The sequence below is a fragment of the Fictibacillus barbaricus genome, from assembly GCF_031457135.1.
Classification (GTDB): Bacteria; Bacillota; Bacilli; order Bacillales; family Fictibacillaceae; genus Fictibacillus; species Fictibacillus barbaricus_A.
Genome location: NZ_JAVDWA010000001.1, coordinates 425,265 through 437,958, shown reverse-complemented (window position 1 = coordinate 437,958; position 12,694 = coordinate 425,265). Strand labels below are relative to the sequence as shown.

The 12,694-nt window shown below is 40.0% G+C and carries 12 protein-coding genes; 2 read left to right on the top strand and 10 right to left on the bottom strand.

Annotation, left to right across the window (positions count from 1 at the left end; genetic code table 11):
- Window positions 1-80: 80 nt before the first annotated feature.
- From J2X07_RS02285 to dctP, 5 genes are all read right to left on the bottom strand, one after another.
- Window positions 81-788 carry a YrrS family protein gene (locus tag J2X07_RS02285; RefSeq protein WP_310256065.1) on the bottom strand — a complete coding sequence of 236 codons (708 nt, stop codon included), beginning with the start codon at window positions 786-788 and terminating at the stop codon, window positions 81-83.
- Between the two features lie 196 nt (window positions 789-984).
- On the bottom strand, window positions 985-2,238 hold the full coding sequence (locus tag J2X07_RS02280) for an L-lactate MFS transporter (protein ID WP_310256064.1): 1,254 nt from the start codon (window positions 2,236-2,238) through the stop codon (window positions 985-987).
- Between the two features lie 301 nt (window positions 2,239-2,539).
- Window positions 2,540-2,821 carry a hypothetical protein gene (locus J2X07_RS02275; protein ID WP_310256063.1) on the bottom strand — a complete coding sequence of 94 codons (282 nt, stop codon included), beginning with the start codon at window positions 2,819-2,821 and terminating at the stop codon, window positions 2,540-2,542.
- A gap of 170 nt (window positions 2,822-2,991) precedes the next feature.
- Entirely contained in the window at window positions 2,992-4,062 is a 1,071-nt protein-coding gene (locus J2X07_RS02270; RefSeq protein ID WP_310256062.1) for an NAD(P)H-dependent flavin oxidoreductase, read from the bottom strand.
- A 253-nt stretch (window positions 4,063-4,315) separates the two neighbouring features.
- Window positions 4,316-5,578: a C4-dicarboxylate transporter DctP gene (gene dctP / locus J2X07_RS02265; RefSeq protein WP_310257368.1), complete on the bottom strand. Its 1,263-nt coding sequence runs from the start codon at window positions 5,576-5,578 to the stop codon at window positions 4,316-4,318.
- A gap of 427 nt (window positions 5,579-6,005) precedes the next feature.
- Here dctP and J2X07_RS02260 point away from each other — a divergent pair, with 427 nt between their 5' ends.
- A complete protein-coding gene (locus J2X07_RS02260; RefSeq protein ID WP_310256061.1) occupies window positions 6,006-7,184 on the top strand; it encodes an endonuclease in 1,179 nt (392 codons plus the stop codon).
- A 71-nt stretch (window positions 7,185-7,255) separates the two neighbouring features.
- Here the strand turns inward: J2X07_RS02260 and J2X07_RS02255 are convergent, their stop codons facing one another.
- Together J2X07_RS02255 and mraY are read right to left on the bottom strand one after the other, a co-directional pair.
- Entirely contained in the window at window positions 7,256-8,008 is a 753-nt protein-coding gene (locus tag J2X07_RS02255) for a phosphotransferase family protein (protein ID WP_310256060.1), read from the bottom strand.
- A 25-nt stretch (window positions 8,009-8,033) separates the two neighbouring features.
- Window positions 8,034-8,984, bottom strand: coding sequence for a phospho-N-acetylmuramoyl-pentapeptide-transferase (gene mraY / locus J2X07_RS02250; protein ID WP_310256058.1), 951 nt, complete (start codon window positions 8,982-8,984; stop codon window positions 8,034-8,036).
- A 220-nt stretch (window positions 8,985-9,204) separates the two neighbouring features.
- On the opposite strand from mraY, the gene J2X07_RS02245 reads away from it, so the two are divergent.
- The gene (locus tag J2X07_RS02245) at window positions 9,205-10,866 is read left to right on the top strand and encodes a serine hydrolase (protein ID WP_310256057.1); all 1,662 of its coding nucleotides are present in this window, start codon (window positions 9,205-9,207) and stop codon (window positions 10,864-10,866) included.
- Window positions 10,867-11,153: 287 nt separating this feature from the next.
- On the opposite strand, the gene J2X07_RS02240 is transcribed toward J2X07_RS02245, so the two are convergent.
- The 3 genes from J2X07_RS02240 to J2X07_RS02230 form a co-directional block, all read right to left on the bottom strand.
- Window positions 11,154-11,378: a hypothetical protein gene (locus tag J2X07_RS02240; RefSeq protein WP_310256056.1), complete on the bottom strand. Its 225-nt coding sequence runs from the start codon at window positions 11,376-11,378 to the stop codon at window positions 11,154-11,156.
- Between the two features lie 116 nt (window positions 11,379-11,494).
- On the bottom strand, window positions 11,495-12,289 hold the full coding sequence (gene fdhD, locus J2X07_RS02235) for a formate dehydrogenase accessory sulfurtransferase FdhD (RefSeq protein ID WP_310256055.1): 795 nt from the start codon (window positions 12,287-12,289) through the stop codon (window positions 11,495-11,497).
- A gap of 14 nt (window positions 12,290-12,303) precedes the next feature.
- Complete coding sequence (locus J2X07_RS02230) at window positions 12,304-12,648, bottom strand: DUF2294 domain-containing protein (RefSeq protein WP_310256053.1); 345 nt, start codon at window positions 12,646-12,648, stop codon at window positions 12,304-12,306.
- Window positions 12,649-12,694: the final 46 nt, after the last annotated feature.

Here is a 12,694-nt window from a genome sequence, read left to right as displayed (position 1 = left end):
TTTCCCTGAAATACGATCACTCTACTCAACACGGCACAAAAAGAAGCAGTCCTTAATTTCTCAGGGACTGCTTCATTCATTTACTTCTGTACGTTTGTTACTTTCCAGCCTTTTTTATCGACCCATTCAAGGTTTACCGTATATCTTTGGTCAGATTTTCCGTCTGGACTTACTTCAGCGACAGATTTTTGCGGGCTTCCGCCATTCGCAATTTTCCACACTGTCATGTTTTCATCTAACCCTGTTGCTAATCGAATCGCTTTAAGTTTTTCATTCCAATCGACGCTTCCTTCTTCATAACTAGACGTATGCGGTCCAGTTTGGGAAGTTCCGATCGGCTTGTTGATTGTTGGCTGGTCTGCTGCTGCTTGTTGTTTCTTCTTGGCTTCAGCAGCTTTTTTCGCGTCTGCTGCTTTTTGGGCTTCTGCAGCTTTTTGAGCTTCTTCTTCTGCTTTTTGAGCCTCTTCTGCTTTTTGCTTTTTATCAGCTTCTTTATTCTGATCTATATTGCTGTTATTTGAGGAATCATCGCTTTCTGAATCATTCTTTTGCTTGTTCTCACTATCAGAACTCTTTTCTTCTTTCGTTGTTCCATCAGGCTGAAGTTTTACAATACTGTGTTTTGGTTCTTTAACTTGATGTTTCTCTGATTTATCATCATTTCCCATTAATAGAGCATCTTTCGGTAAAAACAATAATCCTATGAGAACTGCACCTAGTGCGCTGAATAAGACAACATTGCGCTTTTTTGTTTTGTTCCTGCTGCTGTTGCGACGTGATCTAGACATTTTCTCACTCCTTTTTAAACCGTTCCCTTTGTTGCTATATATAAACAAAGAACTCCTGTACAAGATATGAGTTCTTTCCTATTAACATCTTTTTCAATAACTTAAATGAACATAATAACATTCGAAGGGTTCACGTCGAAACATGTCGGTCAAATAAAAAAAGGAGCCAATTTCCAGCTCCTTTCCATTCACTATTTTATGCTGCTGTATTCTTTTGTTTAGCTTCTAATCGTTTGATGTCAAATCGGATCAAAACCGAAACGATGAGTGCCACTACGAACAATCCTGAGAAAAAGGATAAACTGTTTGCGTATGAGCCAGTTGTATCTTTAATCCAAGCTGCGAATAATGGTCCTGCAAGACCAGCCGCAGCCCAAGCTGTTAAAATATAACCGTGGATCGCACCCACTTCTTTTGTTCCAAAAAGGTCGCCAATATACGCTGGAATGGAAGAAAACCCTCCACCATAACATGTATAAACAACCGCAAGCATTACTTGAAAAAGCATGACCGATGTTGTATGAGGCAAAAAGAAGAACAATACAATCTGTAATACAAAGAATGTAGTATACGTATTAGGACGTCCAATGTAATCGGAAATTGTTGCCCAGCCGATTCGGCCAAACCCGTTAAATAAACCTAACACACCGACAAGTGCTGCCGCCTCAGCTGTTGACAGCCCTATGCTTTCCTGCGCCAATGGTTTTGCTGCCGATAGAATCGCAATTCCGCAAGTCACGTTGATAAATAGCATGATCCACAAGTAATAGAACCGGCGCGTTTTTACTGCTTCGTTTGCTGTTAATTGTGAAAGATCTTTTTTAATTTTCACTTTTCCGTTATCTACATTTTCCTGGAACCCTTCTGGCAGCCAGCCTTCAGGAGGTTTTTCTAGATAAAGAGAAGATAATGTCATGATAGCAAAATAAGCAATTCCAAGAATGAAAAATGTATTCGCTACACCTGCTGATTTTATCAGTGAATCCATGATTGGAGAACTGATAGCCGCTGCGAATCCAAAACCCATGATGGCTAGTCCCGTTGCCAAACCTCGGCGATCAGGGAACCATTTGATTAGCGTTGATACTGGAGCGATGTACCCGACTCCAAGTCCGATCCCGCCAAGCACTCCGTAAAACACATACAATAATGGCAATGACCCAATGTTTACTGCTAATCCAGAACCCGCTATCCCAATACCGAAGAAAATAGCTGCCAGCATACCCGCTTTTTTCGGACCGTGTTTTTCAACAAAATGACCAAGGAAAGCCGCAGATAATCCTAAAAATAAAATGGCAATACTAAAAGTCATCTGTACTTGTGAAGCAGACCACCCGAACTTGTCGATCAAAGGATTTGTAAAGTTACTCCATGCGTACACAGATCCGATAGAAAGATGAATTCCTACTGCAGATAAAGCGATGAGCCAGCGATTTTTCGTTTTCTTCATTTCTTCATTCCCCCTTTTCAATTGTTAATTTAGTTAACCTTTCTATACACTTACCCTTACAACAAACAAATAAAAAGACAACATTCAAAAAAACTTATACAATGATAAGCTTCATTCGAATGTTGCCTAACATCTCTACATACACGTGCAGAGAAATCATTCATCATTATTCATTAATAAAATAAAAAATGTGCAGTGCTTGCAAATTCTTCATTTTAGTTTGTTGTAGTTGTAAACGTCTTTAATATTATCAGATATAGAAAAGTAAGGCAATAAACTTTTTAATAGTTCTGAAAAATTGTCAGCTGCTTTTACCGCTGCTAGTGGCCCCTTTATTACCCGCTCCGTTGCTGGTTATAAAATATTTGATAGAGGCAACCGTTCCTATCCCATATAAAGCATACTGAAGCCCTACTAATAATCCAGCTGGAGTGGCTTTACCATCTTGCCAGAAAGCATAAAGTACTCCTAATACAACCGCGAAAATCGGAATATACCGATTAGAAACACGATTCGTTTGACGAATGGCATACAAAATCACAGCAAGACCAACATACGGAGTGAACGTTGTAAGCAGACTCATCTGATTGCCCTCCTCTAAAAGTGTGATGTCAAACCATTACTTGTAATATAACTATTATGAAATTGGACAAAAAAGACCGTTATGAAAAAGAAAAAAAGCGATTCAAAAGTAAAATCAATCACTCTCGGACCGCTTTTTTCTCTTTCCACTTTAGCGAATATTCTTCTCTTTCATGTTTGTTGTCTGTGCAGTTCTGAAATTATTTTACTGCAATCTACAGCTATTGTTTCAATCAATTCTTTAGCCGACTGTCTTTTACTCATTGCTGATGCTTGCCCAGCCCACATTGAAAGCATTTCTTTGTTTTTTCTTCGCCCTGCTTCTTTTCTTATGTCAGAAGTCAGGATGTGCTGGATAGGATAAGGCGGCAAGTTTTCAATTTGAATTTTCTCAAGCTCCAGCATCATCTCGTTCTTAAAGCCTCTGGCACTTTTTCCTGAAAAAGCCTTCGTGATTTTCGTGTCCGTATCTTTACTTGAAAGAATTGCTTGCTGATGGATGTCACTTGCTCCACTTTCGGTAACGGTTAAAAATGCCGTTCCGATCTGAACGCCTGATGCCCCTAACGATAAAGCAGCAGCATATCCTCTTCCGTCCATGATGCCGCCAGCTGCGATAACCGGACAACTTACTGCGTCAACCATCTGCGGAACTAACGCAAACGTTCCGATCAAAGCTTCGTTTTCCTTTGAGAGGAACGTTCCCCGGTGTCCTCCCGCTTCGCTTCCTTGTGCAACAATAACATTAACGCCTAACTTATCAAGTACTTTTGCCTCTTCTACATTCGTCGCAGTTGCGATTACAAGAATGTCTTTATTCTTCAGCCTTTTCACCAGTTCTGCTGATGGCTGATCAAAGGTAAAACTGACGATCTTCACTCCTGTTTCAATCACAACCTCGAGCTGCCGTTCAAAAATATCTTTCATGTCAGGAATCGTATGTATTTCTGGAATATCAAGCTTTTTTCGATAGTGATTCAAGTGTGCTTGCATGTTCAGAATCTGCTTTTCATTTGTTTCATAAGACTGCGGGAGAAATAGATTAACAGCAAATGGAGCTTCCGTTTGTTCTTTAATATGTGCAATTGCTGCACCGATATCTTCAGGCGGCATATACCCTGCACCTAATGTACCAAGTGCCCCAGCATTACTAACTGCCGCAATGAGTTCAGGGGTTGTTGGGCCGCCAGCCATTCCAGCTTGAATGATTGGATGTTTGATGTTTAGCATTTTTCTTAACATTTCTTCTCACCTCTTAAAATATAGCTTTTTTCGTAAACTTTGTTGCTTTTGGATGATGTTAATTTCCTCTGCAGTGGCTCGCTTTCCTCAGGTGTGCGGCGAGCCCAATTAACTTTTCAAAGAAGAACTGCTTGAAAACCTCTTAATAGCAACAATCTTTTAGAAAACAGCGTAAAATATAAAAATGAGTACTTACCTATACCATACTAAAAAGAAAAGGCTTTAGTCTTTTTTCAACTAAAGCCCATCCTGTTTATACCGCTATTTTTTTTCCAGAAGTCAACTCTTTCAACGCTTGTTCGCTCTGACTTTCATCAAATTCGTTCTCGCTTTTTGAAACAACAATTGTCGCGATTCCGTTTCCGATTAAGTTTACGATCGCACGTGCTTCACTCATAAAACGGTCTACGCCAAGTAATAATGCTAACCCTTCTACCGGAATAACAGACATAGCTGAAAGAGTTGATGCAAGTACGATGAATCCCCCACCTGTAACGGCAGCTGCTCCCTTTGATGTGAACATCAAAATGGCGATGATCGTGATCTGCTGCGTCAAACTAAGGTCAATGTTGAACACTTGTGCCAAAAAGACAACGGCCATAGATAGGTAGATCGATGTTCCGTCCAAGTTGAATGAGTAACCCGTCGGGATGACGAGACCCACTACTGATTTTGAACAGCCGAACTTTTCCATCTTGTTCATCATGCGCGGTAATACAGATTCAGATGAGCTTGTACCTAGAACAATGAGCAGCTCTTCTTTTATAAACTTCAAATACTTCCAAAGACTGAATCCGTTCATTTTACAGATGATGTTCAGTACGATGAACACAAACAAGAACATAGTTATGTAAACCGACATCATTAGTTTTCCTAGCGGCAATAATGATTCAAGCCCAAAGTTACCGATTGTAAAAGCCATCGCACCAAACGCTCCAAGAGGTGCAGCTTTCATAATATAGCCAACAATTTTGAAAAAGACGTTAAGCAGTTTATCGAAGAACTCAATGATGATTTTGCCTTTATCCCCTAAAGCAGTTAAGGCGACACCAAAAAGAACGGAAAAGAAAAGAACCTGCAGGATGTCTCCTTTGGCAAATGCATCAACCATGTTGCTAGGGACGATGTGTGTGAAAAACTCGATCCAGTCGATCTTGCCTCCTCCGTTAGATGTATATTGTGACACATCTCCTTTTTGAAGCTTATCAAAGTCCAACCCTGCACCAGGCTTTAATACATTTACTACAATTAATCCGATAATGAGGGCGAGTGTTGTTACGACTTCAAAATAAATAAAAGCTTTTCCCCCGACCTTGCCTACCTTCTTCATGTCACCCATTTTGGCGATTCCAAGAACAATCGTCAAAAAGATGATTGGAGCAATAACCATTTTTACGGCATTGATAAACGTATCTCCTACTGGTTTCATCTGCTTTCCGGCTTCCGGCCAGATTAAACCAACAAGTATACCTATAGCGATAGCAGTTAAAACTTGAAACGTGAGATTTTTAAAAATACTTTTTTTCAATGATAAGTCCTCCTTCAAATGTTGTTAGCAAGCTCTATATATTTTTGAGGAATAATAACGCTTTCAATATGTTGTAAGAATATTACGAAAGTATTTGCTTTTCAACTTAAAACTGTATTTGAATTGGCTGAACTAACGGTTATAAATGAAGCATATGAGTAGCGATATAAACGTCTTTTTCGATATAAGTAGGCATTTCTAACTGTTTTTTCAAACACTATATTTCGTTCCTTTGTAACTGTGGATAAAATTTACAACCTTGTAAAATGGGATTAATACATTTGATATAACATGATTACGCTATCACCAACATTGAGAAATTTCACCCTAGAAATAAAGCATTTCGCTTAATAAAGGAAAGGGGGACAGACCCCGGGTCTGTCCCCCTTTCAAAAAAATGATGGAGGTGTTGGTTATGAAAAGGCACGGCAACAAAAAGTTCCTTTCACTTTTTTCCGTTGTGATTGCTCTAGCAATAAGTACGCTAACCTTTATCCCGACTCTTCAGGCTACTGGAGATGGTACATCCAATTCCCCTTACTCTGTATCACAAGCGATTTCCAATCAAAATAACGGTGTGAAAGCTGTACAAGGGTATGTCGTAGGACAACCTACCGCAGCCTCAACCGTCGTAACAAGCAATTATCCAAACGATTATGCTCTTGCCCTTGCAGACAGTGAATCTGAATCAAACACTGCAAATATGGTTTACGTACAGATACCTGCTTCCTTCCGATCCACATTCGGTTTAAAAACAAATCCAAGTTTAAAAGGTACTGTTATTAAAGTAACCGGAAATCTTACCGCGTACTTTTCACACCCTGGATTAAAAGATCAAACAGCAATGGAGAAAACATCTAGCTCTGACCCTGAGGATCCGCCGACTGAACCAACTGATCCGCCAACTTATGATGATTCTTATTACGATCCAGCTCGAGGCAAAACAGGAGTTGCTTTAAAAACGGCTCTTCATAACATTATCGATGACCATACAGAACTCTCTTACTCTGCAGTTTGGGAAGCGTTAAAAGTCACCGACCAAGACCCGAACAACAGCAACAATGTGATTTTACTCTACACAGGTCGTTCTCAAAGTAAAAACTCAAACGGTTCAGGTGTTAATGATTGGAACCGCGAGCATGTTTGGGCAAAATCTCATGGAAATTTTGGTACAGCGATGGGACCAGGAACCGATCTTCACCATTTACGGCCAACTGATGCGAGTGTAAACAGTTCAAGAGGAAACCTTGATTTTGATAACGGAGGAACAGAGGATTCAGAAGCAAAGGGCAATTACCACGACAGCGATTCATGGGAACCTAGAGATGCTGTAAAAGGTGATGTGGCACGTATGATTTTTTACATGGCTGTTCGATATGAAGGAGACAGTGGAGAACCCCAGCTTGAAATGAACAATAACGTTAATAACGGAACGGCTCCTTATATGGGGAAAATGTCTATATTGCTGCAGTGGAACGAGCAAGACCCTGTTGATGACTGGGAACGAAACCGAAACAACATTATCTATGAAGACTACCAGCACAACCGAAATCCCTTTATCGATCACCCCGAGTATGCGGATGAGATTTGGTAATTCAAACACCTGAGTAACAAAAAGAGGCTCCTCCCCTTTAAGTCAAAAACTTGTGAGGAATGCCTCTTTTTTTATAATGTAGGACAGAACTGATTGACTATTTCTATCAGCCGTTCAGACTTTTCTGTTGAAACGCTTTCTGACAATCTTGCTCCCGCTATGATTGGAGCCCATTGAAAAACTTCATCTTTTGACAATCCACTTTTCTGACAATACAGATGCAGGTACAGATCGGCTATTTCTATTGAAAACTGCGAATACAAAAGATACGTACGATATACGTCAGCTCGTATGTCCCCAGCACTCGAATCAACCCAATCGATAATCGTCACTTTATTATCTGACAGAATCAAATTAAACAAATGAAAATCACCATGACAGAGTTTATTTTCAAATGTCATCGTCTCTAATTTTTGAAATAATGCCGTCTTCTGTCTTGTGTCCAAAGGATGTGCCAACTCAATTTGACGGGTTAATTTTTCAGACATCAGTTCAAGAGAATCAGCGGAATGCATATGAATGGCTTGTTGTATTTCAACGGATAAATTTAGGTAATATTCTGCTTGCTTCATGTTTTCAGACAGGATATCACCAATTGTTCTACCGTTGATATACTCCATGATTATTGCTTGTTTCCCATCTATCTTTGTAACATCCCAAACTTTTGGAACAGGAAGTCCGCACTTATAGGCAATCTTTTGCTTATTTGCTTCATACAAAGATTCTGAATTTGAGAATTTGTCATTAAACACCTTGATTATCTTGTTGTCGAATAAATAAATTTTAGCTGTATTACCTATTGCTATCGGAGTGCCTAAATTCATTAATCATCTCTCCTAATTTTTCAAACTACATAAATACCCTGTAATAGATTAGACAAATTGCACACGCTGCCCATGATACCATCGCGAAGACAGTTACGATCATATTCTCCGACCAGCCGTATTTGAGTCTGTAGTGATAGTGAATAGGTGTAAATCGAAACAGCTTCTTTTTTGTCCTTTTAAAATAAGCAACCTGTAAGATGACAGAAAGCTGTTCACCTAGATAGATAATAAATAGGATTGGGATTAGAATTTCTACCTTTTCAATAATTGCTAGAAATGATAGTGTTCCTCCTATCGCGAGTGAGCCGGTATCACCCATAAACGCTTTTGCCGGATACAAGTTGTAGATCAAGAATCCTAAAATAGCTGCGATCATCACCAGACAAAAAATCTTAACCTCTGTATGTTCGCTGATCACAAAGAAAAAGAAATAGGTAGGGATGGATACCATTCCTAAAAGCCCGTCCATTCCATCAGTAAAATTGATCGCGTTCGCGGTTCCTACGATAAACAGTGTGATGACTACGAAATACAAACTGTATGGTAAAACGATTTGCAGAGATTCAGTAATGTGTATGCTAGTATCCATTTCAAATAATTGAACACCTGCAAACAAGAGCAATATCGTGAATCCAAATTGAAAATACAGCTTCGTTTTTCCTGAAACTCCCCCTGGGTCTTGTTTCGATGCTTTCCAAAAATCGTCTAGAAAACCGATGAAACTAAACAAAATAAACGTACATACGAGAAACAGCATTTCCGGACTTTTGTCATTAAGCCAAGCGACAGCAACCCCCACTAGGAATACGCTTCCAAGCATTAATGGCGTCCCCTTCTTCTCTTGATGATCAGCAGGGAGTTCTGCCCGAATAGGCTGCGTCAACTTTAATTTTTGCAAAATGAAAATCAGAAGTGGTGCAATGCACACTGTAATAAAAAAGGTTATGAGTGCTGGTGTTAATTGAGAAAACACAATATGATCCCCTTTCAATCTATCAATCTTATAAGATTCGATAACATGTAAAGGTGTCCCTGTTTTTTTATGATAAATTTACTATTTTCGTATCATCACATATTTAATAATCCATTCTTTAGGTATTTGTACTGTGGGTCGTACGAGCGATAGACAACTTTGTTAATAGACTGCTACTGTAAGTAAGTGTAAGAATTTTCAGAATAAAGGAGATGAGTAAATGAGAGGAAAACGTGTCATTTTCAGCACAATGTTAAGTACGGCTATTGCTTTCTCTGCCGTTACCCCAATCATCCATGCAGAGGATACTTCCAAACATAATGCTGCACACCCTGGTGATTGGAACCGGCCAAGTATGCCTTCATCTGTTCTTCATCCGGGAACTCCTGAAAGCGTTTCCTTAAATCGCACCTCATTAAAAGCTATTGATCCATTTATTGAACAAGAAATCGAAAAACGTACGATGCCAGGTGCAGTCGTTTTAGTTGCGCGCAGCGGTTCGATCGCAAAGTGGGATGCATACGGCTACTCTACTCGTTACACAGACGATCAGTTTACTGAGATGGACAATCCTGTTGAAATGAAGAAGGATACGATTTTCGATATCGCTTCAATCAGTAAGCTCTTCACAACAACTGCAGCAATGCAGCTATATGAAAAAGGACTATTTAACCTTGATGACCCGGTAGGAAAATATATTCCTGAGTTCAATGAGAACGGTAAAGAAAAGGTCACCATCCGGCAGATCATGACGCATACTTCGGGATTTACAGCTTGGATCCCTCTTTATAACATGGGTACGAATCGTGAAGACAGGCTTCAGATTGCATTAAAGAACCCTCTAAAAAATCCGCCTGGTACAACGTATACATACAGTGACCTTAATTTGATCACACTCGGTGTTTTAGTAGAACGACTTACTGGCAAACGTCTTGATGCGTATGTAAAAGAAAACATCACGGAGCCGCTAGGTATGAAGGATACGATGTACAACCCACCCGCTTCTCTCCGCAGTCGTATCGCCGCAACTGAATATCAGCCTGCTCTGGGGCGAGGTTTAGTTTGGGGAAGTGTTCATGATGAGAACTCGTGGAGTCTTGATGGTGTAGCTGGTCATGCTGGTGTCTTCTCAACCGCAAAAGATTTAGCGGTTTTCGGTCAAATGATTTTACTAAAAGGAACTTACGGAGGGAAACAAATACTAAAACCCGAAACCGTACGATTATTAACTGAAAATCAACTTCCGCAATTCCCTAGCAACTCTCATGGTCTCGGCTGGGAGCTGAACCAAGGATGGTACATGGACGCACTTTCGAGTGATCTGACACTCGGTCATACTGGATACACAGGTACTTCGATGGTTGTGTCACCAAAAAACCAGATGATCGTATTAACATTGACGAATCGTGTTCACCCTTCCCGCAACACCGTTTCAACGAATGCAACAAGACGTCAGGTAGCACGTCTTGCAGCTGACGCGATCTCTGTCCCCATGCATAAACGCGATAAGGCATGGTTCTCCGGATATGGCGATAACTTGTCTAACGTTTTAACTTTCTCTGTAAAGCCTGATCAAAAGTCTCTTTCTTTCAAGACTTGGTACAGCATCGAAAATGAGAGTGATAAAGGACTCGTCCAAGTTTCTGCTGATGGCGAGAACTGGAATACGTTACCGGATTATTTTACCGGTAAGGATGAAGAATGGATGAAAAAAAATATAGATTTACCTGATGGGACACAATATGTACGTTTCCTTTATCAGACAGACGGTTCCGTAAACTGGCGAGGCTGGTATGTGGATGACGTATTTACCACTGATAGCCGCGGTCACAAAAATAAAGCAACAGTTACCGATGACCAATGGGGTCAAAGAAACTGGTAAAATCAAAAAGCCAACTCTCCATATTCATTGAGAGTTGGCTGTGTTTTATTGTCGAAGAAAGGAAGCATGAGGAAATCTGGATACGAGGGTCATTAGTCTGGAATAAATGCGGTTTTTTATCCTGAATAAATAGGATGTAATACCACACTTTTAATGAATAAAGTAAAACGAGAAAATACATTTTACTATTTTTATTCAATTATTTAAGAAAAAGATGGCCGAATTTAGCCATCTTTCTCATTCTATTGCTGCTTTTCCTTATATTCGTGTTGCAGGTCATAAACACATTACGCTGAATAGAAAGTAACCAGCATGATGTAAAAGGAATATAGAAGTGAAAGGGATCCGGCGCCATAATCAAATGCTTTTTTCTCCCTGTCCAATAAGAAAAGAAATAATAGTCCTGAGCAAAAGAAACCAATCATCCAACCGGTTTGGTAATTAAGAACCGCTAAGAAAAAACCAATAATTCCTATGGATTGCACCATGATCCTCAGAACCTTTTTACTCACTGCCTACTCCCCCTAGTTTTCATTATTTCTTATATCCCTGTAAAATACGACAAACTTCTATTTTTTTCCTTCTTCTTTCATTTGTCCAAAAAAAAACTTGGCAATCGCCAAGTCTCCTATTTCATCTGTATTCTCTCTGGTCTCGTATACACGTTCATAGAGTCTCCTCGTATAAAACCGACTGTTGTAATTCCGAGTTCCTCTGCCGATTGCAGAGCAAATTCAGTTGGTGCTGATTTAGACAAAACGATCTCACATCCAATCTTCGCTACCTTCAGTAATATTTCGGACGAGATCCTTCCACTGAACACAATAATCTTATCCCCTATGAAAATATCATTCCGCAAACAATAGCCGTAGATTTTATCAAGAGCATTGTGCCGTCCAATATCCATGCGATTCAGTATGATTCCGTCCACATCACAAAGAGCCGCATTGTGCACTCCGCCTGTTTTTTTAAAAAGTCCTGCAGAATCCTGCATCTCCTTCATCAGCCTGTAGCAGTCGTTCGGAGTGATCTTCACCCGTACTTCCTTCATGCGTTTTGCTGTTAATGCATCGTTTGCGAACACAAACCCTTGCCGGCTCATGCCGCAGCATGACGTGATGTATCTTTTATTCTGCAGATTTTGGTACAGTGGATTGAGCTTATCTGTTGTAACATGCGCATAGCTGCCGTCTTCCTGCACCCAAATGTCTTTAATATCCTGATAGTTTCTAATAATTCCTTCAGATGCTAGGTATCCGATGACCATGTCCTCAATGTACTCCGGACTGCAGACCATCGTCACGAACTCTTCACCGTTTATTTTAATGGTTACAGGCTGTTCTGTTACGATAGTGTCTTCCAGACGGGATGCTTTCCCTTCCTTAAACTGAAGAATTTCTCGTTTGATTTCAACAGGTTTCATGAGACTCACCTCCCTTAGGCGATCGGTTGATCGAACACAAATACAGAAACGGCCATGTCTTCATCTACTTTAAAATCAGAAAAAAGATGGACGAACTTTGCTCCTGTCACCTCTTCTAACCCTTCTGGAGGAGCCGTTGCATAAACGTCTTGGATTAAGCGTGTTCTTGCCGCATGAACCATCTCTTTGCCTTCTGCTGACCTTGCAATGAATTTTTCTGTCGGTGTTAAATTACCGTACATCGTGGAAATAGCCATATTTTCAACAAACACGGTATGTATTTTTTCAGGTCCTTTTCCTAAGAGGTTCTTGCGCAATTTCCGAATAATATCATTAAAATCATGCACCTTCTTTGACATTCCTTACACCACCACTGTTTCTTTATTTTGGTTAAAATATATCACT

Coding starts and splice junctions, on each gene's coding strand:
- J2X07_RS02285 (WP_310256065.1), bottom strand. CDS start 788: ATGTCTAGATCACGTCGCAACAGCAGCAGGAACAAAACAAAAAAGCGC.
- J2X07_RS02280 (WP_310256064.1), bottom strand. CDS start 2,238: ATGAAGAAAACGAAAAATCGCTGGCTCATCGCTTTATCTGCAGTAGGA.
- J2X07_RS02275 (WP_310256063.1), bottom strand. CDS start 2,821: ATGAGTCTGCTTACAACGTTCACTCCGTATGTTGGTCTTGCTGTGATT.
- J2X07_RS02270 (WP_310256062.1), bottom strand. CDS start 4,062: ATGTTAAGAAAAATGCTAAACATCAAACATCCAATCATTCAAGCTGGA.
- J2X07_RS02260 (WP_310256061.1), top strand. CDS start 6,006: ATGAAAAGGCACGGCAACAAAAAGTTCCTTTCACTTTTTTCCGTTGTG.
- J2X07_RS02255 (WP_310256060.1), bottom strand. CDS start 8,008: ATGAATTTAGGCACTCCGATAGCAATAGGTAATACAGCTAAAATTTAT.
- J2X07_RS02245 (WP_310256057.1), top strand. CDS start 9,205: ATGAGAGGAAAACGTGTCATTTTCAGCACAATGTTAAGTACGGCTATT.
- fdhD (WP_310256055.1), bottom strand. CDS start 12,289: ATGAAACCTGTTGAAATCAAACGAGAAATTCTTCAGTTTAAGGAAGGG.
- J2X07_RS02230 (WP_310256053.1), bottom strand. CDS start 12,648: ATGTCAAAGAAGGTGCATGATTTTAATGATATTATTCGGAAATTGCGC.